The organism is Hymenobacter qilianensis (assembly GCF_014638675.1).
GTDB lineage: Bacteria > Bacteroidota > Bacteroidia > Cytophagales > Hymenobacteraceae > Hymenobacter > Hymenobacter qilianensis.
On the sequence record NZ_BMFN01000002.1, the window covers coordinates 512829 to 539796 of the forward strand.

The 26968-nt window shown below is 54.6% G+C and carries 13 protein-coding genes and 1 other RNA gene; 11 read left to right on the top strand and 3 right to left on the bottom strand.

Annotated elements, in window-relative coordinates; all coding sequences use genetic code 11:
- Positions 1-13: 13 nt before the first annotated feature.
- The gene (locus IEW06_RS10075; RefSeq protein ID WP_187732427.1) at positions 14-1195 is read right to left on the bottom strand and encodes an alpha/beta hydrolase-fold protein; all 1182 of its coding nucleotides are present in this window, start codon (positions 1193-1195) and stop codon (positions 14-16) included.
- 203 nt (positions 1196-1398) lie between these two features.
- On the opposite strand from IEW06_RS10075, the gene IEW06_RS10080 reads away from it, so the two are divergent.
- From IEW06_RS10080 to IEW06_RS10105, 6 genes are all read left to right on the top strand, one after another.
- Positions 1399-3999, top strand: a complete 2601-nt coding sequence (locus IEW06_RS10080; RefSeq protein WP_188548205.1) for a cellulase family glycosylhydrolase — start codon at positions 1399-1401, stop codon at positions 3997-3999.
- 5 nt (positions 4000-4004) lie between these two features.
- A complete protein-coding gene (locus IEW06_RS10085; RefSeq protein ID WP_188548206.1) occupies positions 4005-6419 on the top strand; it encodes a glycoside hydrolase family 2 TIM barrel-domain containing protein in 2415 nt (804 codons plus the stop codon).
- A 610-nt stretch (positions 6420-7029) separates the two neighbouring features.
- The gene (locus IEW06_RS10090) at positions 7030-10020 is read left to right on the top strand and encodes a SusC/RagA family TonB-linked outer membrane protein (protein ID WP_187732431.1); all 2991 of its coding nucleotides are present in this window, start codon (positions 7030-7032) and stop codon (positions 10018-10020) included.
- A 21-nt stretch (positions 10021-10041) separates the two neighbouring features.
- Positions 10042-11646: a RagB/SusD family nutrient uptake outer membrane protein gene (locus tag IEW06_RS10095; protein ID WP_188548207.1), complete on the top strand. Its 1605-nt coding sequence runs from the start codon at positions 10042-10044 to the stop codon at positions 11644-11646.
- Between the two features lie 50 nt (positions 11647-11696).
- Entirely contained in the window at positions 11697-12839 is a 1143-nt protein-coding gene (locus IEW06_RS10100) for a SusE domain-containing protein (protein WP_229743091.1), read from the top strand.
- Between the two features lie 268 nt (positions 12840-13107).
- Positions 13108-13965, top strand: coding sequence for an N-acetylglucosamine kinase (locus IEW06_RS10105; RefSeq protein ID WP_187732433.1), 858 nt, complete (start codon positions 13108-13110; stop codon positions 13963-13965).
- Between the two features lie 110 nt (positions 13966-14075).
- Here the strand turns inward: IEW06_RS10105 and IEW06_RS10110 are convergent, their stop codons facing one another.
- The gene (locus IEW06_RS10110) at positions 14076-16940 is read right to left on the bottom strand and encodes an alpha-amylase family glycosyl hydrolase (protein WP_187732434.1); all 2865 of its coding nucleotides are present in this window, start codon (positions 16938-16940) and stop codon (positions 14076-14078) included.
- Positions 16941-17083: 143 nt separating this feature from the next.
- On the opposite strand from IEW06_RS10110, the gene IEW06_RS10115 reads away from it, so the two are divergent.
- The 4 genes from IEW06_RS10115 to IEW06_RS10130 all read left to right on the top strand — a co-directional run bounded on the left by IEW06_RS10115 (position 17084) and on the right by IEW06_RS10130 (position 24659).
- The gene (locus IEW06_RS10115) at positions 17084-18097 is read left to right on the top strand and encodes a YfiM family lipoprotein (protein WP_223284594.1); all 1014 of its coding nucleotides are present in this window, start codon (positions 17084-17086) and stop codon (positions 18095-18097) included.
- Positions 18098-18473: 376 nt separating this feature from the next.
- Positions 18474-21845: a SusC/RagA family TonB-linked outer membrane protein gene (locus IEW06_RS10120; RefSeq protein WP_188548208.1), complete on the top strand. Its 3372-nt coding sequence runs from the start codon at positions 18474-18476 to the stop codon at positions 21843-21845.
- Between the two features lie 81 nt (positions 21846-21926).
- On the top strand, positions 21927-23303 hold the full coding sequence (locus tag IEW06_RS10125; RefSeq protein ID WP_188548209.1) for a SusD/RagB family nutrient-binding outer membrane lipoprotein: 1377 nt from the start codon (positions 21927-21929) through the stop codon (positions 23301-23303).
- 234 nt (positions 23304-23537) lie between these two features.
- Positions 23538-24659 (top strand): Smr/MutS family protein, encoded by a 1122-nt coding sequence (locus IEW06_RS10130; protein ID WP_229743092.1) that lies wholly within the window; start codon positions 23538-23540, stop codon positions 24657-24659.
- A 244-nt stretch (positions 24660-24903) separates the two neighbouring features.
- Here the strand turns inward: IEW06_RS10130 and IEW06_RS10135 are convergent, their stop codons facing one another.
- Entirely contained in the window at positions 24904-26100 is a 1197-nt protein-coding gene (locus IEW06_RS10135) for a S8 family serine peptidase (RefSeq protein ID WP_187734352.1), read from the bottom strand.
- A gap of 442 nt (positions 26101-26542) precedes the next feature.
- On the opposite strand from IEW06_RS10135, the gene rnpB reads away from it, so the two are divergent.
- Positions 26543-26940, top strand: an RNA gene (rnpB, locus tag IEW06_RS10140) — RNase P RNA component class A.
- Positions 26941-26968: the final 28 nt, after the last annotated feature.

Consider the following 26968-nt stretch of genomic DNA (forward strand, 5'->3'; position numbering starts at 1 on the left):
AGCTTGCTCAATGTCATTGGCTTGCACGCGAATTTTTGCCCCCCAGCGCCTTCGTTTTATAGAGCCATTGATAAGCTGCCGGAAACTCGCGCCGCCAAAACCATTCGGCGTGCTTGCCATCGGCTACGGCCCGGTAGCTGATGGCCGTGGGCTTCACCCCAGCCTTCCGCAAAGAATCCCGCATAGCAGCCATCAGCGGCACCATTGTTTCACTTTCCTGCTCGCCGGCTACCAAGTAAAACTGCATGGGTTGCCGCACTTTAGCGCGACTCACGTAGGCTAAAATGGAGTCTTGCGCGAACCACAGCGCCGGCGAAAACACCCCGATTTTGCTGAACACGCGCGGATATTTCAGGCCCGCGTACAAAGAAATAAGCCCGCCCATGGAGGAGCCGGCTATGCCCGTATGTTGTCGGTTCTTTAAGGTGCGATATTTCGCATCAATGTAGGGCTTAAGGGTTTGCACCATGAAATTCAGGTAAGCATCGCCTTGTCCGCCGCCGTACTTGGCATTGCGCCAGGGCGAGAGCTCATCGAGGCGCGTGTCGCCTCCGTGGTCTACGGCCACCACAATGCAGCCCGTATCCTGACCCGCGAGCTGGAGCTGGCGCAGAGTTTCATCTACGCCCCACTCCCCGCTGAAGCCAGTGAATTCGTCGAATACATTTTGGCCATCGTGCAGGTACAGTACGGGGTAGCGCCGGCGGCTGGTGGCGTAGTCGTTGGGTAGATACACCCACACGCGCCGCTTGCGGTTGAGCTGGGGAATGGCAAAAGAATCGGCCAGAACGGTCACGTTGGGTGTAAGCGTGTGCTGCTTCACGGGTGCGCCGCCCGCCAGATCCTGCCAATTCTTGATTTCGTGCGTTACCGTTTTGCCCGTAGCGGCCGAATAGCGGCGGTTATCGATGGCCTTGTTGGCGGCATCCGTTTCTACTGTTTCCCAGGAGCCGCGCGTGAATTTGTATTCGAAATTATCGAGGCTGGGGGGCAAAACCAGTTGGTAGCTGCCATCCGAGTTTTTGGTGAGGGCGTGGGGGGCATTTTTTGGGTTCCAGTTGTTGAAAGAACCCGCGACGTACAGCACGGCATCAGCGGGCGTGTTGGTCGGGACACGCTCAACGCGCAAAATGGTCTGGGCTACTGTGACGCTGGCGCACCAGAGTAAGCAGGTTATTATGAGAAGAATACGCATGCAAATAGGGTGCTTACTGAAGCACAAGCGGGTTTCTAAGGTAAGGCTTCATCAGCTGGCGAAGATAGGCAGCGAATCACAACCTCGTTTTTATACCAACCAGAGAAAGAATAATGCTGTATCTTCGCAACGCAATCGTTTGCGCAAATTTATAGCATCAGGCGTTTCAAGACGCTTTATTAATAGTCCGTTTTCCTGGTTTTATGCTCATACGCTTACTCAGCGCTGTATTTCTTTTACTCCTCTGCAATGGCTTGCTGCCGGCCTCAGCGGTGGCTCAGCAAGAAGCGCGTCGGCCAGATGGGGATGTATTTGTTGATAAACAGGGTGTGTTGCGGTGGCAAAAGACGAAGAAAGAAGTGGCTTTATTCGGGGTGAATTACACTACGCCCTTTGCCCACGCCTACCGTGCCCATCAGCGCGTAGGCGCCGCGCACGAGCAGGCTATCCGGCAGGATGTGTATCACCTTTCCCGGCTCGGCCTCGATGCATTCCGGGTGCACGTGTGGGACGTGGAAATCACGGATACGCTGGGCAATCTGCAAGAAAATGAGCACCTGAAGCTGCTCGATTTTCTGGTGGCTGAGCTCAAGCAGCGCGGCATCAAAATCATTTTGACGCCCATTGCCTACTGGAACAACGGCTACCCGGAGCCCGACACCGGCACTGGTTTTTCCAGCATTTATTCCAAAGCGCAGGCTTATACCAACCCGCGAGCTATTCTGGCGCAGGAACGGTATCTGACGCAGTTTCTGAACCACCGCAACCCGTACACGCAGCAGCTCAACCGCGAAGACCCGGACATCATTGCTTACGAAGTTTGCAATGAGCCCAAGTACAGCAAGCCCGAGGCACCGGTTACGGCTTTTGCCAACCGCATGGCCCAGGCTATCCGGGCCACGGGCTGCCGCAAGCCGGTATTCTACAACATTGCTGAAAGCCCCGCCGTGTACGATGCCATTCTGGATGCTAACGTGGACGGCGTCACTTTTCAGTGGTATCCCCAGGGGCTGGTGAGCGGGCACGCGTTGCGCGGCAACTTCCTGCCTTACGTGGACCAGTACCCGATTCCGTTTCGCCAGGATAAGCGCTTCACTACCAAGGCCAAAATGGTGTATGAGTTCGAGTCGGCCGACATTATTCAGCCGGTGATGTACCCCTTTATGGCGCGCAGCTTCCGGGAGGCAGGTTTTCAGTGGGCCACGCAGTTTGCCTACGACCCGATGGCCATTGCTTTTGCTAACACGGAGTACCAGACGCACTACCTCAACTTGGCCTACACGCCGGCCAAGGCTTTGAGCCTGCTCATCGCGTCCAAAGTATTCCACCGCGTGGGCCGGGGCCAATCGTTTCCCAGCTACCCCCAGGATTCAGTGTTCGATGCGTTTCGGGTAAGCTACCGCGAGCAATTGAGCGAGATGAACACACCGGAAGAGTTTTACTACACTTCTTCCACGACCACCCAACCGAAAAAGGCCGCCGGTTTGCGCCATGTAGCCGGCGTGGGCTCTTCGCCAATTGTAAAATATGGCGGCACCGGCGCCTACTTCCTCGACCGGCTGGCCGCCGGGGTGTGGCGCCTGGAGGTGATGCCCGATGCCGTGCCCATCCGCGACCCATTCGAAAAAGCTTCGCTGAGCAAGCCCGTCACGCAGATTTTGTGGAACGACCAGCCCCTGCAAATCACGCTGGCCGAGCTGGGGGGCAATTTCTCTTTGCGCGGCCTGAACGTAGGCAACACCATGCAAACCCAGGCCACCAATGGCCGCACCACCGTGCGGCCGGGCGTGTATCTGCTGGCGGCGGGGGGCAAATCGACCAATCGATACACGGCCCAATCGACTTTCCATCAGACTAAGCTAGGCGAGTTCGCGGCCCCTGCTCCCACCAAAATTGCCCCCCAGGTGCTGCACGTGCCAATGGCGCAAGTATCGGCGGGGCAGCCGGTGCGCATTACCGCCCGCCTCACCGGGGCCGAGCCGCAGGACAGTATCTTCCTCGTAGCGCAGCATTACTACGGCCGCACCCAGGTGTTGCCCATGACCACCACCAGCTACGCGACGGTGGAAGCTACCGTGCCGGCCGAATTGGCGTATCCGGGCTTGCTGCGCTACTGGATTGTGCTGAAAAAAGCCCCCCAGCAAGCGCTGACATTTCCCGGCGGTTTTCCCGGTCAGCCCCGCGACTGGGATTATCACCACCCCGAGCATTACGCCGTGCCCATTGTGGCCGCCGGCACGCCTTTGCCCCTGTTCAGTGCCGCCCAGGACAAGGACCAGGTAGAAGCGCGCGGCATTAGCAGCACGGCCTGGACCGATTACGTCACGACGCCGGCCGGCGAGCTGGCTTTGCGCATGGTGGTGGGCCAACCTCAGTTGGGCCAACCGAAACCGGCCGCAACGGCTGGCCCTTCGGCGGCTTTGCGGGCTTACTTCGGCCACAAGCTGGCGGGTCGCGCTGCTGATTTAGCCAGCTTCAAAGAGGTGGTGGTGAAGGGTCGCGCAAACCAGCCCGCCACCGCCGTGAAGGTAGTGCTGCAAACAAAAGACGCGGCGGCCTATTCGGCTACCGTGCAGCTGGGCGCGGAGGTGCAAGAGGTGCGTATCCCGCTCGCCGCATTCCGCTCCGATGCGCTCCTGCTGCTGCCTCGGCCCTACCCTGGTTTCCTGCCGCTTACGCATCAGTCCTCCAGCCAACCAGCCCTGCAACTCACTGACGCTGAAGTGCTGCAATTAGTGCTCGACGCTGCTGCTCCCGCTAATGGTCAGTTGCACGTGGATATTGAATCAGTCTCTTTACGATAAAACGCATGTTTTCTATCCCGACGCTTTTACCTGTTCTTTCACGCATCAGCGGCGGCTTATTGCTGGTAGCAGCCCTTAGTCAGTGCACCAGCCCCGATAAGCCGAAGGACCTGACCCCAGCCCCAGCCATTGACTTCAATCAGGAATGGCAGTTTGCAAAAGACATAGATACGGTTGTCACTCCTTCGTTTTTTGTTAAAACAGCCGACAGCGCTGCCCAGTGGAAGGTTGTATCGTTGCCGCATACGGCCCAAATCGAGCCCGTTGTAACTGATAAAAAGCAGTGGCAGGGCACCTGTTTCTACCGCAAGTTTTTTCAGGTGGCCGCCACCGATTCGGGTAAGCGTGTGGCCTTGCATTTTGGGGCGGCTATGCACACGGCCGATGTGTATCTGAATGGCAAGCGACTCCAGCGGCATCTGGGGGGCTATTTGCCCTTCACTGTGGATATTTCGCATCAGCTGAAGTTCGGACAGGAGAACTGTCTGGTAGTGAAGCTGAATAACCAAGACAACCCCGACGTACCGCCCGGCAAGCCCCTCAAAGACCTGGACTTCAACTTCTACAGCGGCCTCTATCGTGAGGTGCAGTTGTTAGTTCAAGACAAAGTATACATCACTGACCCTGTGCAAGCGGGCCGACCGGCAGGTGGAGGCATTTTGCTGCATTATGAAAACGTGAGCCCCCAATCGGCGACGCTACAGGTGCAAACGGATGTGCAGAACGATGCCGCTCAGGCTCAACCAGTGCAAGTGCGCGCTACCCTGCTCGACGCCAAAGGCACCGAGATAGGCAAGATCGAGAACAAAGAAGTCAATATTGCTGCCGGCGCTTTCGGCAAGGTAAGCCAGCAGCTCACTATCCCTAAGCCGCAATTGTGGTCCCCAGAAACGCCGTATCTGTATCGCTTGGTAGTAGAAGTGCTGCGCGAGGGCAAAGTTATTGATCGTCAGGAAGTAAAAACCGGCGTGCGCACCATTCGCTTTGCTACGGATGGCTTTTACCTAAACGGCCAAAAGCTACGCTTGCGCGGCACCAACCGTCATCAGGAGTATCCTTATCTGGGTTACGCGCTGTCGGACAATGCCCAGTACCGCGACGCCTGGCAGATTCGGGAGGCTGGATTCAACTTCGTGCGCTGCTCCCACTACCCGCCTTCCCCGGCCTTTCTGGAGGCCTGTGATGAGTTGGGAATCTTGGTCATGAACTCTATTCCCGGCTGGCAGTTCTTTGGCGACGCCGATTTCCAAAAAAACAGCCTGCAAGATGTGCGCGACATGGTGCGCCGCGACCGCAACCACCCCAGCATCGTGCTCTGGGAGTCGTCGTTGAATGAGACCGACATGAGCAAGCCCTACATGGAGCAAACCCACGCGGCCGTGCACGAGGAGCTGCCCTGGAAGGAAGGCGTATACACTTGCGGCTGGATGGACTACGCCTACGACGTGTTCATTCCGGCCCGCCAGCACCGCAAAGCCCCCGATTACTGGAATAAGTACGCCGGCAAAAAGCCCCTGTTTCTGTGCGAATACGGCGATTGGGAATACTATGCGCACAATGCCGGCTTCAACCAAACCGCCTATGCGGGCCTGAAAGAATCGGAGCGCACGTCGCGCCAGCTGCGCGGGCAGGGCGAGCGGGCTCTGGCCCAGCAGGCCCTCAACTTTCAGGAAGCCCACAACGACAACTACCGCAGCCCCGCCGTCGGCGACGCCAACTGGCTGATGTTTGACTACAAGCGCGGCTACGCCCCCGATATCGAGTCGTCTGGCATAGCCGACATTTTCAGGCTGCCGAAGTTTGCCTACTACTTCTATCAAAGCCAGTATGGCCCCATAAATGCCCCCCACGGCTTCGGTAAGCCCATGGTTTTCATTGCCAACTACTGGCAGCCAACCTCCAGTAAGCAGGTAGTGGTGTACAGTAATTGCGATGAAGTAGAGCTCTCGCTCAACGGCAAAGTAGTAGCCCGCCAACGCCCCGACAAAAACAACTTTTCCGACCAGTTGCCTCACCCGCCCTTCACCTTCACGCTGCCGAACTACACGCTGGGCACCTTGCGGGCCGTGGGCTACTATCAAAGTAAGAAAGCGGCCCAAATGGAGCGGCGCACGCCAAGAGCCGCCCAAAGCATCAAGCTCTCCTACGCCCGCAATGGCAAAGACCTAGTAGGCGGCCAGAACGACGCCGTGTTTCTTTATGCATCTGTAGTTGACGAAAATGGCACCGTAGTACCCGATGCCATTAATTCGGTGCGCTTTAACGCTAAAGGCGGCGAGTTGATCGGCAATAACCCGGTAAAGGCTGAAGCCGGTATAGCCACTATTCTGCTAAAAATGCCCCCCAGGCAAGGTTCAGCTCAACTTTCCGCCACTGCGGATGGCTTGGCTTCTGCCACTCTCACCGTCGGGAGCGAATAATAATTGTTGCTGCTGTTACGAAAACAAAATACTGCATGGCACTGCAATTCAGAGCCCCTGTTTTAGCAATCGTTTGTGTGAAATAAGCAGAATGCATATCACTTTAAGTCAAGCAATTAATCGGCTTTAAAAAACACGTGGAATTGAATATTCAATTATCACAGAATACGCGATTACCAAAAGCTAATGAAATTTAATTATCGATTGTGTTTTTCTTGACATTATAAATTTACTCAGTAGTAGGGCGCTCAGTTATGTGCACGGCGATTGAATGAGTGGTTGATAAGTACGACGGGGCTGATTTATCAGGCTCAACAAATACAGAAAGGTATTTTAGACACTTCCGCAATTCCGAAAATTGCAGTTGGTAATGTTGAATTTGACACAAATAAATCAGGCAGTTTTAAATAAATGACAGCTTAAATTAATTGCATTTTTTAACGTCAAACCTTTAACTTGCGCAGTTTTTTCACCATTTTAGAATGTGGGCAGAAATAGCCAAGTCTGAATTTTATGGTCCGCCGGCCGTAGTGATTCTTCATTTCTCCACCCACCTTTTTGCTTGCCCGGCTTAGCCGGTTCTTTTATTCCCACCTCAAACATTTTTTCAATGAAACACCCTTACCTGGCGAAACTACTGTTTCTCCTTTTGTTCATCTGTGCCGGGTTTACCGGCGCGTTCGCCCAGACCGGCTCCGTGAGTGGTCGGGTACTGGACGAGCAGAGCCAAGGATTACCCGGCGTGACAGTACTGATTGAGGGTACTTCACTTGGTAACTCCACAAATGCCGACGGCACTTTCTCTATCCAAAACGTGCCGGCGGGCCAGCAGACCTTGGTCGTATCCTTTATTGGATATACAACAAAGCGTCTGCCGGTTGCCGTCACAGCAGGTCAGAATACGGAAGTAAACGCAACCCTAGGTGAAAATACTACCCTGCTCAATGAGGCAGTAGTGGTTGGCTACGGTACGCAGCGCCGGCAAGACGTGACAGGCTCCGTAGCTACCGTTGACTCCAAAGACTTCGTGCAGGGACAAATCACCAACCCCGAGCAGCTGATTAACGGCAAAGTAGCTGGTGTGCAAATCACATCGGGTGGCGGTGCTCCTGGCTCGGCTACCAGCATTCGTATTCGTGGTGGTGCTTCGCTGAATGCTACCAACGAGCCGCTGATCATTATTGATGGTGTTCCTATTGATGGCAATAGCATCAGTGGAGCAGCTAGCCCCTTAAGCACCATTAACCCCAATGATATTGAAACTTACACCGTTTTGAAAGATGCATCGGCCACAGCCATTTACGGCTCGCGCGCTTCCAACGGGGTTATTATCATCACCACCAAGAAAGGCTTGCAAGGTGAGAAATTGGCCGTTGCTTTCAGCAGCCAGTTCTCAATAGCCAAGAAGTACAACGAAGTAGACGTTCTCTCAGCCGACCAATTTCGGGCCGTAGTTGATCAGCGTGGTAATGAGGCGCAAAAAGCGCAAGTAGGTGCAGCAAGCACCAACTGGCAGGATGTTATTTTCCAAACCGCTTCTACGACCGACAACAACATCAGCTTGACCGGTGCGCTCGGCAAATTGCCGTTCCGGGTGTCAGCTGGTTATCTCAACCAGGATGGTATTCTGAGAACGAGCAATTTGGAGCGTTTCACAGGCTCTATCAGCCTGACGCCCGTGCTGCTGAAGGACAATCTGCGTTTGACTTTGAATGCAAAAGGTAGCCGGGCTAACAGCTTTTTCGCTGACGAAGGGGCAATTGGTGCCGCTATCAACTTCGATCCGACCAAGCCCGTTACTGGTGACAACTTTGGTGGCTACTACGAGTGGACTCAAGCGAATGGTAACCCACTAGCATTGGCTACCCGCAACCCACTAGGCTTATTAGAATTGCGTCGCGATGAAGCCACGGTTGACCGCTTCATCGGCAACGTGCAGTTCGATTATCGCCTGCCTTTCCTCACCGATCTGCGCGCCGTATTAAACCTCGGCACTGACCGCTCTTCCAGCGTTGGCACCCGCTTCGTACCGGCTATTGCAGCACGTTCGTTTACTCGTGGTGGTGAAAACAACCAGTACGCCCAGGATCGTTACAACAAGCTTCTCGACTTCTACCTGAACTATGTGAAGTCAATTGGTGGGAGCCGCCTCGACCTCACGGGGGGCTATTCTTACCAGGATTTCATCCGGGAGGAGCCGCGCTTCGACGACCTTCGTGAAGACCGCACTGTGTTTTCACCAGCTGCCTTCCCTTTCCCTTTTAAGACGCAGAACACGCTGGTTTCCTTCTTTGGACGCGCTGTTTATAACCTGAAGGACCGCTACACAGCTACGGCTACGCTTCGCTCTGACGGTACTTCTCGCTTTGCTCCAGGAAAGCAGTTTGGCTACTTCCCAGCTGTTGGTCTGGCCTGGAGTATCAAGGATGAAACCTTCCTAAAAGGTGTAGATAAGATAACGCAACTTAAGCTGCGTGCTGGCTACGGCATCACAGGTCAGCAGGATTTGGAAACGGCTGTCGGCAACTATCCCTTCCTAGCTCGCTATACCGTAGGCGATTTGAATACCCAATATCAGTTTGGTTATAACGCTGATGGTACCCCTCGTTACATTAGTACCCAACGCCCAGAAGGATACAATAAAGACCTGAAATGGGAAGAGACCACCACCTATAATGCTGGTCTTGACTACGGAATTCTGGATGACCGCATCTCCGGTTCGATTGACGTCTACAAGCGCGAAACCAAGGACTTGTTAGCAGTCGTAGCACTTCCAGCAGGTTCTAACCTGATCAATGAGTTTGCCCGCAACATTGGTACGCTGGAAAACCGTGGTATCGAAGTTGCCCTGAATGTTGTACCGGTCCGCTCTGAAAACTTCAACTGGAGCGTCAACTTCAATGCGGCTTATAACGACAACGAAATCACCAGCTTAAGCGACGTTACCGATCCTAACTTCACAGGCTATTTGGTTGGCGACATTTCAGGTGGTACGGGTAACCGCATTCAGATCAACTCTGTAGGATACCCTGCCAATTCGTTCTATGTGTATAAGCAGGTATATGGTCCTGAAGGTAATCCCCTCGAAGGAGTGTATGCCGACTTAAATGGTGACGGCCAAGTAACGGAACTAGACAAGTATCGCTACAAGTCATCTAACCCTAAGACTACGCTGGGCCTCAGCTCCAACGTATCGTACCAGAAGTTTAACCTGTCCTTCACGATGCGTAGCTACCTCGATAACTACGTGTACAACAACGTATACGCGGACCGGGGTACTTACCGTGGCCTGTTTGATCCGAATAACTTCCTCGGCAACGTTTCTACGAATGCTTTAGAGACCAACTTTGCCAACAACCAGTTCTTCTCAGATTACTATGTAGAGAATGCTTCGTTCGTGCGTATGGACAACATCACTGTTGGCTATAACGGCGGACAGCTCTTCAACGAAAAGCTAAACTTTGGCCTGACCTTCGCTGTTCAGAACGTGTTCGTTATCAGCGACTATAGAGGGCTCGATCCGGAGATTTTCAGCGGCATCGACCGTAACTTCTACCCCCGTCCGCGAACGTTTACGGTTGGTCTAAATCTGGGATTCTAATTTCCTCGTACTTCAACAGACATGAAAAATTTACTAATAAGGAGCTTATTAGCCATTGCGGTGACTACCTCCACGCTAGGCCTCTCGTCTTGCGTAAAGGATCTCGACAGAGAGCCTGAATTTGATCCGACCTCTGCCATAGTTTATAATGATCCAGCCAACTATGAAGCTGTATTGGCGAAGCTTTATTCTGGCTTGGCGGTTAGCGGTCAGCAGGGTCCTAGTGGTGCCCCCGATCTACGCGGTTTCGATGAAGGTACTTCCCCTTACCTGCGTATGTATTGGTTTACGCAGGAGCTCCCTACCGATGAGGCTATCATTGCGTGGAACGACGGTGACCTGCCTGAGCTCAATCGCTTAACCTGGACTCCGAGTAACACGTTTGTTCGCACCATGTACAATCGCCTGTTTTATCAGGTGACTGTTTGCAACGAGTTCATTCGTGAAACCACCGACGAAAAGCTAAGTGGACGTGGTGTTTCGGGTGCGCTGGCGGAGAACGTTAAGCAGTATCGGGCAGAAGCTCGGTTTCTGCGTGCTCTGAGCTATTTCCATGCACTCGATATGTATGGCAATGTGCCCTTCGTGACCGAGAATGATCCAGTAGGCGCATTCCTGCCGAAGCAAACTACCCGCGCTGAGCTATTTAGCTACATTGAGTCGGAGCTATTGGCTATCGAGCCTGAATTAGCTGCTGCTCGGCAGAACGAGTATGGCCGTGCCGACCGCGGTGCTGCCCAGACGTTATTAGCTAAGCTCTACCTGAATGCCCAAGTGTATACTGGTCAGCCAAAGTTTACGGAAGCTGCTACCTATGCTAAGAAGGTAATCGATTCAGGCTATACGCTCACACCAGTATACAACAACCTGTTTGTAGCTAACAACAACATAACAGGCGCTTCCGAAATCATCTTCCCCATCACTTTCGATGGATTGCGGACGAAGACGTATGGTGGCATGACCTTCCTAGTTCACGCTGGTGTGAACAATGGCACGATGGACCCTGCTGCTTATGGCGTTAATGGTGGCTGGTCGGGCTTCCGCGCCAAGTCTACTCTTGCTGATAAGTTCACGGATCTAACTGGTGCCAATGACGACCGTGCCCGCAACTTTGTGACTGATGGCCACAAGAAGGAGAACACCGATATTTTCACCTTCACAGATGGCTATGGCTTGCAGAAGTATCGCAACGTAACCTCAACTGGTGGCAAAGGCAATGACACCTCCGGTGAGTTTATCGATACCGACTTCCCTATGTTCCGCCTTGGCGACGTGTATCTGATGTACGCAGAAGCTGTAGTTCGTGGCGGTGCTGGAAGTGCTGCTGATGCTCTGACTTACGTTAACCGCGTGCGCCAACGCGCCAAAGCATCCACTATCACTGCTGGTCAGTTAACGCTGGACTTTCTGTTGGATGAGCGGGCTCGTGAACTGCACATGGAGTGCCACCGTCGTACCGACCTGATTCGCTTCGGCCGCTTTGGTGGTACCAACGTGACGTATAACTGGCCCTGGAAAGGTGGTGTATTACAAGGACGCCCTGTATCTGAAGCGCTGAACCTCTACCCTATTCCATCTTCCGACCTCACTGCTAATCCTACATTGAAGCAGAACCCAGGTTACTAATTGACCGACGTAGTTAAAACCGAATATCTAGCGACTCTAGATATTCGGTTTTGATTCTTCAAATCCTCAAAAAAATTCCCATACAGATGAAAAACTGGCTTACCCAAATTCTGGGACTTTGCACAGCCGTACTACTGCTCTCTTCCTGCGAAAAGGATGAAAATCAGATAGTAGCAAAGCCCGGCCGAGAGACTACTCTCACTACTGTATCCACCAATGTACCCCTTACGCTAGAGGACAAGGACAAGACCTACGTGGTCTACTCTTGGACACCCGTTTCGTTTGGCTACCAAGGTGAAGTGGTTACCTACACTTTAGAAGTTGATAAAAAAGGGAATGAGTTTGCCTCTCCCAAATCGTATTCTACTGGCGCGGCACTTACCAAAACATTCACGGTAAATGAAATCAATAACCTGATGATTGATTTGGGTGCGGTACAGGATGACAAGACAAAAGAGTACAGCCCCATTGAATTGGAAGTACGCGCTAAAGCAGCCCTTGGCGCAAGCCCTACGGCTAATGCATTAGCTAAGTATTCCCCGGTTACTGCCCTTTCTGGCAAGCCTTACAACGCCAATGCTGCCATCGTTTACCCTTCACTTTGGGTACCGGGCGCTTATCAGGGCTGGGCTCCGGAAAAGGCCCCTTTGATTGCTTCGGGAGACAAAGCAAATACAAAGACATATGAAGGCTACATCAACTTTACGGGAACTGATTTAAACTTCAAATTGACAAGCGTAGCTGCTTGGTCTGGTACGAACTACGGAAAAGGTGATGCAGATAACACCCTTTCTACCGACGGCGGCGCGGGCAACTTACAGGTGCCGTCACCCGGCTATTATTTAATAAAAGCCAACACCGATAAATTGACTTGGTCGGCTGAAAAAACCACATGGGCTGTGATTGGTTCAGCTACTAGCAAAGGGTGGGATGCTGATACGCCTATGACGTACGATCCTGCCACTGGTGTTTGGACGGTAACTACTACCCTTTCGGCTGATGGAAAGATAAAGTTTCGTGCGAATAGTGACTGGGCCATCAACTATGGCGACAAACTCGTTGATGGTAAGGGCGATGGCTTGCTAGAGGGTGGTGCCGATGATATTGCGGTGCCCGGTGCTGGCAACTACACCATTACGCTGGATCTGAGCAAAGGAGCTGGTAACTACAGCTACACGTTCAAGAAAAACTAAACCAGTTTCATCTGACTTATCATTCCCAGAAGGCCACCGCGATGCGGTGGCCTTCTTGTTTTCCCGTTTCCTTGTTATAGATACCAATAGCAGAGAATAGCATGCTGGGGGGCTTTTTCTCTAAAAAAAGCCCCCCAGCATGCTATTCAAGCGTAAAGCTTTCATCTACCAGATTCTTTTCCGTGCTTCGCTTCTGCTGCTACGGGCATCGCAACGGTAGCTAACCCATTTCCTGATCTTCCCATCCGTTCTTCAGACCATTTCTTCTATGATCATTATTGCCGACGGCGGCTCCACCAAAACGAACTGGTGCCTCATTGACGACGCGGGTACGCGTATCAACTTCAATACCGAGGGCTACAACCCCGATTTCATTAATACGGCGGGTATTCAAGCCTCCCTGCAGAAAAACCTGCCCGACACGCTGGAGCTGGACAAAATTGAGGAAGTGCATTACTATGGCGCTGGTATTTCATCGGCTAAAAAAGCGGAGATAGTAGCCGCCGCTATGCGGGCGGTATTCACGAAGGCGGAAGTAGTAGTTGATCATGATTTGCTGGCGGCCGCCCGGGCGCTGCTAGGCACAAAGCCTGGCTTTGCGGCCATTCTAGGCACAGGCACCAACTCCTGCATCTATGATGGCAAGAATGTAGCGATGAATGTCGACTCGCTCGGGTATTTTCTGGGTGATGAAGGCAGCGGCTCTTTCATTGGAAAGCGGCTGCTCCGCGACTACTTGCGTGGCTTTCTGCCCGATGGCTTGCAGGAAAACTTCCGCGAAACCTATGGCCTTACCCGCGACGAAATCCTCGATCGGCTCTATAATCAGCCTTTGCCCAACCGTTTTCTGGCCAGCTTCGCCAAGTATGCCTACGACCACAACAACGTAAGCTACTGCCGCGAAATAGTGCTCGACGGCTTCAAGGCTTTCTTCGACAATCTGGTAACCAAATATCCTAACTATCAGGATTACACCTTCAACTGCATCGGTTCGGTAGGCTACAACTTCCGCGACGCGCTGATTCAGGTGGCCAAAAGCCACGATATGGAAGTGGGCAAAATCATCCGCTCCCCCATCGATGATCTGGTGGATTATCACACCATCCTTACTAAAAAACAGAAGTAGAATGCACGGCTGGCAGGTCGGGGCACTGTCCTTTCTTTCCAGACTTGCTACCAATAAAAAAGAGCGACCCTGCTGGCAGGGTCGCTCTTTTTGGTTCTTGGGGGGCTTTTTTAGTGTTGAACTACCAATCTTGTGGTTTGAATTTGCCCCCCGGCGCTCAAACGAACGAAGTACACGCCGTTGGCCAGCCCCGCCACCGATACCGGCAGCTCGTGGGCCCCTACAGCCTGACGTGGGGTAGCTGGCAGCGTGCGCACGTTGGCCCCGAGCAGGTTCGTGATAGTTACCGCGACCGGAGAGGCCGTCTTCAGCTCGTAGCGAAGTGTAGCGGTGGCCGCGGCCGGATTGGGCGCAGCCGTCAGGTTCAACACTAAATCCTGCTTACGCTTGGCCGATAATACCACGCCCTGCGGCCGGTTCACTTTCTGCGATGTATACACGCGGTACTCACCGGGTCCCAGCGTGATGGGTGTGTTCAACTCTGCGGCGCTCACGGTTAAAGTAGCATCGGAGAGGTAGTTATACCAGGTGCCGGCGCTCTGAAAGCCGGGCGCAATAGTACGCGACACGACATCAAAATTTCCGATAACCGTCACACTTAAGTCGGCATTCGCCACGTGAATGCTTTTGGTGGTTCCGCTCAGGCTTTGCGTGTAGGTTGCCGGGCTTTCAAACACCGACTGCGTTTTCTTCAGCTCAATCAGGCTCCGGTACACGTTGTACAAGTTGCGACGGGCCGGATCCTGCTGATATTCCCACCGGATGGGCTTGTTACCGACGCGCCCATTGAAGTTGATACCGACGTCGTAGCCAAGCTCGCCAAATTGCCACACCATCTTGGGGCCGGGAACGGTAAAAAAGAAAGCCGCCGCCTGGCCCATGCGGCTCAGGGCGGTATTCACATCGCGCACGTTGTAGCCGGGAGCGGCACCGCTTTGGTTGCCTTCATTCACGGCCCGCACCATCAGGCGTTCCTCGTCGTGGCTTTCCATATAGGTAATCAGGTTGGGCTGTTGCCAGCCGCGGTTGGCGTAGTAGCCACCGCTAAAGTCGGAGCCGCTGTTCAGGCCACGCACGGCGTTGGCATAGCTGCCGTTCTGATTGCCCCACAGCATCATGCCGTAGTCAGCCAATACCTTCTCCTCATCATTGTCGCTCAGGTGTTCCAGAATGCAGTACACGTTGGGGTCAATGGCGCGAATCTGATCGTAGATGTTCTTCCAGATGGCAATACGCGAGTCGTCGCGGCGGCCCCAGGCACTCACGTCGTTGGGGTTGTTGCGCTGGGTAAAGCCCTTCGATAAATCGTAGCGGTAACCATCGATGCGGTATTCCTGTAGCCAGAACTCATTTACCCGCTCCACGAAGTATTTGGTAAACGAGCTTTCGTGGTTGAAGTCGTAGCCTACGTTGAAAGGGTGCGTAGCCGCCCGGTTGAACCACGGGCTCCCGGCAGTGGGCGCACCGTTTTCAAAGTACATCTGCACCATCGGCGACTGCCCGAAAGAGTGATTGAGCACCATATCGATGATGACGGCCATACCGCGCTTGTGGCACTCATCCACGAAGCGCTTCAGGTCATCCTTGGTGCCGTAGTATTTGTCGGGAGTGAAGTAGAAGGATGGGTTGTATCCCCAGCTTTCGTTGCCTTCAAACTCATTGATGGGCATCAGCTCAATGGCGTTTACGCCCAAGCGTTGCAGGTAGCTCAGCGTATCCGTGAGGGTTTTGTAATCGTGGCGGGCAATAAAGTCGCGCACCAGCAGCTCATATACCACCAAATCGGTACGCTTCGGCTTCTGGAAGTTCGTAACCTGCCACTGGTACTCTGCCTGCCCTGACTGAAAAGTAGAGACAATGCCAGTGGTTTTGCCGGTCGGGTACTGCAACAAAGCCGCCGGATACGTGACTGCCGGAATCGTCTGGTCGTTGTTCGGGTCGAGTACTTTCTGGGTATAAGGGTCAGCAACACGCAGGGCACCATCTACCAGGTACTGATACGTGTATTCGCGGCCGGGCGTGAGGTTATCCAACTGTATCCACCAGCGGCCGTTGCTGCTGTTGTCGGGCGCATTGTCGGTAGCACTCACGGGCGTCCGCTTCATGGCCGACGCCGTAGTGGGCTGCCAATCGTTGAAGTCACCAATGGCGTAAACAAACTGCTTATTGGGTGCCGTCAGACTCAATATCGCGGATGAGCCGCCATTCAAGTACGTTACGCCATCTTTTTTGGCCCCCACCGGCAATTGCGCCACGGCAACAGCTTCGCGGCTTTGTGCGGTCAGCAGTGTTTCGGCTATACCATTAGCGTCCGTAGCGGTAAGGCGAATGGTATTGGCCCCCGGCGCGGTCAGCGTCACCGTTCGGGTGATGGTGGTTGCATTTGGCTCTGAGGCGCCCAGCTGCACGCCATTCAGGTACAAAGCCAGCGTGGCGGGCACAATTGAGCTGCCCGTAACGGTGGTCGGCGTATTCAGCACGAAGAAATTGCTGCCCGGCCCAGTGGGAGCGGTAAAGCGCAGATTAAACCGATCCTGAGCAACATCGATGAAAATGTCGCCACTGGGTCCCCGACCTACTTTACTGCCGTCCGCATTCTTGAAAATCATTCCCAGCCGATAAATCGTGGTGCCGGGCGTGATGGGGTAAAAAGTATTCGGCGTGAAGGTGATAGTATAAATGTTGGCATTGGTAGCCGAGCGCGTCATTTTGGCCGCTGGGTCGGGCTGGTTGAAGGCGGGGCTTTTGACGTTGGTCCAGGTAGAGCCAGTAGGTCCGCTGGTAATAACGCCGGTCCAGATATACACGTCACCGGTGAAATTGGCTAGTTCGCCGTTGCCCTGCGTGGCATTGAAGGTGATCGTGACGGGCTCCGAAGCCAGAAAAACGGCTGGCTGGGTTGTAACCTGTCCGTACGCTACGGGAAGCCCCGTTAGTAGCACAAGCAGGCTAAATAAAAGTCGAAGTGTTTTCATTAAAAATGGATTGATGGTGGGAAGTCAGGAGAGCTGAACAAAGCATAATGCTTCATTTCATTCAGCGTTAATAAGCAAGAAGAATAAAGGTACACAACGAACTGTTTAGCTTAGCTCCTGAGCGCGTCCATTTGTTTGTAGCTTTGATTGTTCTGACCCCCGAGGTCATCAGCTCCCGCATGACGCTTTTCTTTCGCTTTTCTATAAAAGTCCGGTGGTGCTTAGTGCTTCTTCTGGCAATAAGTGGGTTAAGACCAGTCATTTGCCAGGCCCAAAGCAATGCTGATACGGCTTTAGTTGCGCCGGCTCCTCCCCTCTTACGCCACTCAGCCCTACCCGCCGATACGGCCCGCATAAGCCACCGCCTTCCCATCCTGGCGGGCGGACTCGCGCTGAGCTACACGGGCCTCGTGTATGGCTTGAGCAAAAGCTGGTATACCGGTGAGCGGACTGCCTTTCATTGGTTCGATGATAGCCGCGAGTGGAAGCAGCTAGACAAGGCCGGACACTTCTGGGGGGCTTTTCACGAAAGCCGCGGCGCGGTGGATATGCTGCGCTGGGCCGGCGTGCCCGACCGCAAAGCCCTCTGGTATGGCGGCTTCGTGGGTTTCCTGCTCCAAAGCCCCCTAGAGCTGCTCGATGGCCGCGACCCCGCTTATGGCGCTTCCGCGTATGATCTGGGGGCCAATTTTCTGGGCTCGGCCGGACTTATTGCTCAGCAGCTGGCATGGAATGAAGTGCGGATAATGCCCAAATACTCTTTCCGCACCACCCGATACGCGGCGCTCCGGCCCAATGTGCTGGGCAAGAGCGTAGGCGAGCAGCACCTGAAGGACTACAACGGCCATACCTACTGGCTTTGCGCCGACGTAGCGGCGTGGCTGCCGCAGGAAAGCAAATGGCCCAAGTGGCTGCAACCGGCCGTGGGCTACGGCGCTCAGCAAATGGTGTACAACGACCCCGCTACCAACGCCATTCTGGGCCTCAACGATTACCGGCAGTATTATTTGAGCTTCGATGTAAACCTGATGCGTATTCCGACGCGCAGCAAATTTCTCAAGCGCGTGTTCTACGTAGCTAGCATTTTCCACCTGCCCGCCCCCGCTTTGGAATATAACTCCCGGCGCGGTTTCGTCCTGCACGGACTGTATTATTAAAGTATAGGCATACACTGCCTCGGCGGCGAAGCCAGCCTGCTACTTACTGCACCCTTCACTTCAGAGCAATTATTACCCGCTGCAAACAGCGGGCTTGAATTATCGTGTCTACAATTTCAAGGCTAAAAATTACACCCCATACAACTGCATCATTATAATAATACAATTCTCAGCACAAGAAAAGCTCATCAATACATTATCTGCAAATACTCACTTCAGAGAAATATCCTTGATGTTGCTCCGGCTCATAGCTAAACTAACCGGGGACGTTCATTCTACAAAACGCTGACTACCAAACGCTAGCTCAACCATTCCCACTCTTCGCCACTTACTCTATCCACACACCATGCCTCATCCTTAAACCTGAAACCTAGATATGAAAAAACTCTTATTGTTAACCTTAATGGTCTTGGCCACTTTTCGCTTAGCGATGGCCCAGGATCGAACGCTACAAGGACGAGTAACGGACCGTGCTACGGGCAACGGCCTGCCTGGTGTAACCGTGCTCGTGAAGGGTACCACTATCGGGGCCTCAACCGACTCGGAAGGCAGCTATACTCTATCGGTGCCGGCTTCAGCTACTACGCTTACGTTTAGCTTTATAGGCTATACCACCCTTGATCGGCCCATCACCGACGCCAGCACTATCAATGTGGCGATGGAGGCCTCTGCCCGCGAATTGGGTGAAGTGGTCGTAACGGCGCTGGGCCTAGAAACCAGCCGCGACCGGCTTGGTACGGCGCAATCTACGGTGCAGGGGCAAGCGCTGGTACGCTCCGGCGAAACCAGCCCCATCACGGCTCTTTCGGGCAAGGCGCCCGGTGTGCTCATCACCCGCTCTACCGGCGACCCCGGTGCCAGCGCTAACATTCAGATTCGGGGCGCCAGCACCATCACGGGCAATTTGCAGCCCCTGATTGTGGTGGATGGGATTCCGATATCCAACACGTCGGTGGGCGAAAACACGCCCGGTACCGCCGGCGGTATTGTGGCCAGCGGTGGCGGGGCGGCCTCCAACCAGATTTCGGGTGTCGTGCAGCAGTCGCGCCTCAATGACATCAACCCCGACGATATTGCCTCTATGGAAGTACTGCGCGGAGCCGCCGCCGCCGCACTGTGGGGTACGCGGGCCGCGAATGGCGTATTGGTGATTACCACCAAAAAAGGCCGCAGTGCCGACAAGCTCAACCTCTCCTACCGTACCACCTACGGCATCGACGAAATAAACCAGGTGCCTGAGCTTCAGCAGCGCTACGGGCAAGGTCTCAATGGTTTGTTTGCCCAGGGCAATGCCCGCAGCTGGGGCGACCGTATTGCCGACCGCTCCGGGGGAGCCGATGCAGCTATTACAACGCCTGGCGCGCCTGGCTACCAGGGCTTTATTACCTTCGCCGATGGAACGCAGCGCTTCGCCATTCCGGCCGGTACTGCTGCTAACCCTCACGGCGGCAAGAACAGCCGCGACACCTACGACCACAGCGACGAGGTATTTGGCCGGGGCTATACTTGGGATAATATTGCCACGCTCAGCGGCGGCGACCCGCGCAGCAACTTCTACATCAGCTTGGGCAACACTCACACCGAGGGCATCGCGCGCAACAACAGCGACAACGACCGCACTACCTTCCGGGTAAACGTAGACCGGCAGCTGGCCACCAAGTTCCGGGCAGGTATAAACGCCACGTATGCGCGCACGTTTTCCAACAGGGTGCAGCAGGGCTCCAGTGGCAGCAGCATCTTCCTGGGGGGCCTTCGTAGCCCTGCCGACTTCAACAACGCCTACTACATCGGCGACTACACCGACCCGCAGGGCAATATCTTCCTCCGGCGCCAATCCTCGTACCGTAATCAGCTGGGCAACAGCAATAACCCCGGATTCGACAACCCTTTCTGGACCATCGATAACGTGCGCGACCAGACGCGGGTGCAGCGGCTTATTGGGGCCCTGGAGCTGACGTATGATGCCACGAACTGGCTGAATATTATCAATCGTACGGGCGTTGACACCTATACCGACCGGCGCTCCACGGTGTATCCCATTGGGGCGGGGCAGTCGCCTACGGGGCAAATTGGGCAATCGACGATTCAGGAGACGCAGATCAACAACGACCTGATCGCACGCGCCACCCATGATTTCTCCGAGAGCCTGGGGGGCACTTTACTGGTGGGGGCCAATATTAACATCCGGCGGGGCGAGCAGGTGGGTGCTAATGCGACCAATTTTATTAACCCCTTCTCGCCGCCTCAGCTGGACAACACCCTCGCCGACAGCCGCCAACCCTTCAACCTTGTGCTGGAGCAGCGTACCGCGGCCGCCTACGCGCAAGTAGATCTGGCTTTCTTCAACCAGCTCTACCTCACGGGCACCGGCCGCGCCGAAACTGCCTCCACGTTTGGTCCCGAAACCAGCAGCACTTTTTTCTTTCCGGCTGGTACGTTGGCTTGGCAGTTTACCAAGCTTGCGCCCTTCACCGAGAACAAAGTGTTGAGCTTCGGTAAAGCTCGGTTGGCTTACGGCTCGGTGGGTGTGCAGCCTACCCCCTATCTCACCCGCACCTACTACGTGCCCGGCGATGCTAACATCATTGCCGATGGATGGGGTACCACCCTGGATGCGGCCAACTACGGTGGGGGCTTTGTGCGCTCGAACGTGCAGGGCAATCCCGAAATCAAGCCGGAGCGCAAAACCGAGCTGGAGGGTGGTCTGGATCTCCGCTTCTGGCAAGACCGCATCAACTTTAGCATTACGGGCTACACCAACCGCACCAAGGACGCTATTCTGACCGTGCCGGTGGCGGCCACAACTGGCTTTGTATCAACGAGTGCCAACGCGGCCGAAATCGAAAATAAGGGCCTGGAAATAAGTCTTGGTGCCGATGTTATCAATCAGCCTGATGGCTTTGTGTGGAATATTGCGCCCAACTACTCCCTCAACCGCAACGAGGTAACCGACCTGTCGGGCGCGGAGTCTATCTTCCTCAATGGCTTCACGGGCACTTCGTCGCGGGCCGTGCGGGGCTACCAGATGGGCGCCTTGTGGGGCAGCCGCTGGGAGCGCAACTCCGAAACGGGCAGCCTGGTATTCGATACCAATGGCTTCCCAATTCAGGCCGCTACCGAGGGCATAATTGGTGACCCCAACCCTAGGTGGCGGGGGGGCCTTGGCAATACCTTTAGCTACAAAGGCCTGTCGCTGAATGTGTTGTTCGACCACGTCGACAACCTGGACGTGTGGAACGGTACCAAGGGTGCGCTCTACTCCTACGGTACGGCCAAAGACACGGAAGCAGAAACGACAGTATCGGCGGCCGATGCGGCTACGCTGCGCCTGTGGAACAGCCAGACGGTAGCGCAGCGCTACCAGCCCAATGCCGATGGCACTTATACCTTCCGCGGGTCTGTCACCGATTTTGGGGCCGGACCAGTAGTGGCCGACGAGCAGTGGTATCGGAATGGCTTGGGCAATGGCTTTACCGGACCAGCCGAGCAGTTTATCGAAAATGTGAGCTACACCCGCCTGCGCGAAATCACGCTGGCCTACAGCCTGAAGCTTCCCTGGCTGACAGAGCGTGCCAAGCTCCAATCGGTGGACGTGTCGCTGACGGGGCGCAACCTGGCTTTGTGGACCGACTACACCGGCGTAGACCCTGAAACCAACTTAACGGGTGTATCCAACGGCCGCGGGCTGGACTACTTCAACAACCCCAGCACCCGCTCCTATATCATGTCCCTGAACTTCAACTTTTAAGCAGTGCCAGGAGGCTCTCAGTACTGACGTGCTGAAGGGGCCTCCTGACACCTTCCTCCACGATTTTGCTCGTTCAATCATATGAAAACATCCCTGCGTTATTATCTGCTGCTGGCCCTGCTTTTGGTGGGCTTGGGCAGTTGCGAAAAACTTACAGAGGGCTACGACATCAACCCAAATGCCCCCCAGGACGCCCCAGCCGACCAACAGCTGACGGCGGTGCAGGTATCGGAAGGCTTTGTGCTGAGTGGCGAGATGGCCCGCACGGCCGGTTTATTTAGCGACTACTTCACCGGCACCGACCGCCAGTATGAGGGTTTGCAGAACTACACCACCGTATCGGGCGACTACGATAATATGTGGAGCAATACCTTCACGCTGGTGCTGGCCAACGCCCGCATTGTGACCCAGAAGGCGGAGGCAGTCCAGAATTTTCAGCTGACGGGCATTGCCCAGGTGCTCGAAGCCCAGATGATTGGGATGGCTACCTCGGTTTGGGGCGACATTCCTTACTCGCAAGCTTTGCAGCCGGGCCAGCCAGCTCCATTTGACCGGCAATCCGACATCTATGCCAGCGTTCAAACCTTACTCAGCACCGCCATTACCAACCTGGGACGCACTGGTATTAATCCGCAGGAGCGCGACATATACTATGGCGGCGACCTGGCCAAATGGCGGGCAGCGGCTCACTCGCTGAAGGCACGGTTTTATATGCACGTGCGCAACTACCCGCAGGCGGCGGCCGAAGCAAGGCTTGGGATTGCCAGCCCCGACGGAGATATGCTGATGCCGTACGGTGGTACGGTGAGCACGAGCGCCAACCCTTACTACGACTTTATCGATATCAACCGTACTGGCTATATGGGAGCGGCTGGCTCGTATGGGGTGCGTCTGCTACAGGGTGAGCGCGATAATGCCCGTACAAATGAGTCGGCCCGCTTCGAGTATTTCTACACCACCGAAGCTGGCTACAGCGACGTCGACCCGAACATTCTGGAGGGTGGTGCCTTCGCGGCCGATGCTGACTTTCCGCTTATTACCTACGTCGAGACACAGGCTATCCTGGCCGAAGCCCAAGCCCGCGCCAACGACCTGACCGGCGCATTGGCTTCGCTCAACAATATCCGGGCATACAACCGCACCACCTTCACAGGTGGCACTTACGCTGCCTACACCCTGGCCGATTTTGCGTTGGGTGGGCTTCTGAATACGGGCCAATCGCAGCAGCAAGCCTTGCTGCGGGAAATTCTGACGGAGAAATACCTGAGTCTGATTGGTCAGATTGAGCCCTACAACGATGTGCGCCGCACGAATAATCTGATCGGCGTGCCCAAGAAACGCACTGATGCGCCCAACATTCCGCAGCGCTATCTGATTGCGCAGAATGAGGTGAACGCCAATCCCAATGTGCCTGATCCTATTCCGGGGCTCTACGAGCCGACGGAAGTCAACCGGTAGCTTCAGCTTCGCTGGCTTGGCCAACTCGCTACATTTCATGAAAAGTCCCGGCTGTTTTGAGCCGGGACTTTTTGTTGTTAGAATGGGGCGAATTATAATTAAAAGGCACGCAGAGGACAGGGCACCTTACTTTTGGCGGCTTGGTTGAGGCATATAACACGGAGAATATCCGCGCTATACCTCAGCCCGAAGCAAAGCCCGAAACTCTACGCTACTTTTGCTTCTCACCCTAAGTTGAACCCACGCCTTACCGATATGAATGTAGGAGACCGAGTACGCCTGCTCACCGGGCGCGAAGAAGGCATTGTCACCCGTTTGCTCGACAACGATCTTGTTGAGGTTGCCATAGATAACGACTTCACGATTCCGGTGCTGCGGCGCGAGGTGGTAGTAGTAGCCGCTGAGGAGCACAAAGCGTTTGGGCAGAGCGCGGCCTCCGTGGCCGCTGAGCGCCAAGCCGCTGCCAGCGCCCCACGGCCTAGTTTTGCCCCCCAGAAACCTGATGCGCCCGCCAATAGCAGCGTGGGGGGCAAAAAAGCGGACAAAGGCCCGAAACCAGAATTACCCAAGGCACAAAAAGGCTTGTATCTGGCGCTCAGCCACCAGTCGCCGGAGCTGCTGGCCGTGCAGCTGATCAATAATACCGACACCGATTTGCTGTTCACTTATGGCGAGGAGCAGCAAGAGAAATATCGGGGCCTGCTTTCCGACAAGCTCGGTCCGAAGGCAGTAAGTAAGCCCTTGGCTCACCTTCATCTTAAAGATTTCGAGCAGTGGCCCGCCGCAGTGGTGCAGCTTTTGCCCCACCGCCTGAATGGCGACACGGCGTTTGAGCTGCTTACCAAGCGTTTGGCTTTCCGGGCCAACAGCTTTTATACCAGCCGGCAGCCAGCGCCTATCTTGCAGAAAGAAGCGTATCTTTTTCAGCTCGACGAGAAGCCTGCTGCACCCGTAGCACTCGAAAAGCTGGCTGCAAACCTGCAAGCCCAGCTAAGCGGTAATGCGCCGGCCAAACCAGCGGCGGTAGCACCTGTTCCGGAGCCGGTCAAAACCATTCTGCCACCCTCGCACGAGGTTGATCTGCACCTGGAAGTGCTCAACCCTGATGCCGCTATCCTCGACCCGCCGCTTACCAACACGGCCATCCTGCGGCTGCAGCTCGACGCGTTTGAGGATGCGTTGAGTCGGGCATTGGCCACCAACATGCACGAAATCGTGTTTATTCACGGCACCGGCAACGGTACCTTGCGGAAGGAGATTCACAAAAATCTGAGCCGCAACCGCGACATCAAGTTCTTCGAGGATGCGCAGAAAGAGAAGTTCGGCTACGGCGCGACACTTGTGCGGCTAAAGTAATTCTCCGCTTAAGCGATTCAATCATTTCACTTAGTAGGCCGAACAATGAGACGCGACACGTCGCGTCTCATTGTTGAACGATTCAAATAGAACGTTCTATTAAACAACGCCGAGACGCGACGTGTCGCGTCTCTACATCTGGTATACCAATTTGAAACCGCTTTAAAAAGCGAATATCCGTTCCAGACTTCACAAAAAAAGGCTGCCCGCAAAGGCAGCCTTTTTTACAAACAACTAATCAAGCCTACAAGTGAGCAATTGGATCAGCGTTACCATCGGGGTCGTTTTTCACGGTGCCGCTGGTAGTGAAGTTTTTGCCTTTCATGATAAGTACACCGGCCATGTGTGGCGTAGCCATCGAGGTGCCGCTGATGGTGTTGTAGCCACCATTCAACCAAGTTGACTGTACGCTAACACCGGGCATGCAGTAGTCTACCGGCGGGTTGCCAAAGTTGGAGAACGAAGCCCACGAATCTGAGCTATTCATAGCTGAGATAGTGTAGATATTCGCTCCATTCACCCGAGCAGGTGAGTGATTATTGGCGTTGTCGGTTTCGTTACCGGCGGCCAAAGCGAAGAGTACTCCTTTTTGAGAAGCGTTTAAAACGGCCTGATCAAGCGCGCTAGATACGCCACCGCCAAGGCTCATGTTAGCTACGTCGCCGGATGCGCCATTAGCGCCTACATAATCCACACCGGCAATTACGCCCGAGTTGGAGCCGCTACCGCGGGAATCCAGTACGCGAACTGCTACTACTTTAGCACCAGCGGCTACCCCTACTACACCACTAGCGTCGTTTTTGGCGGCAATAGTACCAGCGCAGTGCGTGCCGTGGCCGTTGCCATCATCTGGCGAGGCGTAGTTTTTGCCACTGGTCAGGAAAGACTTGCTGCGGGCTACATCAACGTTCAGGTCGGGGTGATCCAAGTCGATACCAGTGTCGATAACCCAGGCCGTGCGGCCAGTAGCGGCACCATCGCCGGTACCCACGCGGGCAATGCCATAAGGCGTCACCTGTGCAGCCTGTATGGTGCTGCCGCCGCCATTGTTAGGATTACCAAGCGTGATAATCCGGTCTTGCTCCACGTAGGCTACGTTTGCATCCTTACGTAGCTCAGCCGCTTCGCCGGGGCTCAGCTGGGCCACGAAGCCTTTCAGTGCATGACCGTAGGCATGACCTACTTTATCGCCGCTCAGGCCACGGGCACGAAGTATGCCCTGACCAACACCTTTTACTTTGTTTACTTTCGCGTCGTAGGAAGCGTCGCCATCGGTATCAACGGCACCGTCTTTCAGCACGACAATGTACTGGCCCTCAATCAAATCATCGGAAGCTTTTGCGTCGGTACTGATCTGGGCTACCGATGGATCTTCGGCATCAATGGAATTGTCGGAACAGGCGGTGAAAACGGCTGAAGCAGCTACGAGCGAAGCGCTCATTACCCAGAAAGAAAGACGCGGATGTAGTTGGTTTTTCTGCATGCTTTTGAAGAATGGAGTAATGGGTGAAAAATGACTTGTTCGCCGCCCGCTGCCGAAGCTTTAAAGCCTCTATTCTGTCAGCGACCAGTGGGGTGATTGTTTAGCCAATGTATCGATTCAAAAATGGCATCCAAGTCGGCCCATCCTTTCTGGGGGGCAAAATCAGGCTTTTTAACCCCATTTTAAGCCCAAAAAACGCGCTTGAGATTAGCGCTACCGTAGAAATGGGAAAATATCACGGTATTTGTGACATAGAAAGAACTATATGTATTTTCAGGGGTGATTGAACTCTGGAAAGCCCGCCGGCGCACCATCGAATTTTGACCCCGTGGCCTTTATTTAGACAGGCAGCAACCTCAAACATAAGCGCCCAACCACTGAAAGCGCTACCTTTGTCTTTGTGATGAGTCGCTCCACCGCGGCGCCTTCGGGCGGCGAGGAAAGTCCGGGCAACACAGAGCACCCTGCTTCCTAACGGGAAGGATGGGCCGTAAGGCTCAGACAGCCAGTGCCACAGAAAACTACCGCCTACGTTGTCTTCGGGCAGCCGGTAAGGGTGAAAAGGTGCGGTAAGAGCGCACCAGCGGCCGGGCAACCGTGTCGGCTGGGTAAACCTCAGGGGTTGAAAGACCAAATAAGCGGGCACGCTGTCTGGCAACAGGCAGCACCGGGCGGCTCGTCCGGCGTCCGTGGGTAGGTTGATGGAGCCTTTCGGCAACGACTGGCCTAGATAAATGGTGGAGACGCTGAGCCTTCGGGCCCGGCGGACAAAACCCGGCTTACAGACTCATCACCACCGTATCATCGGTCGTTGCAGCTTCGGTTG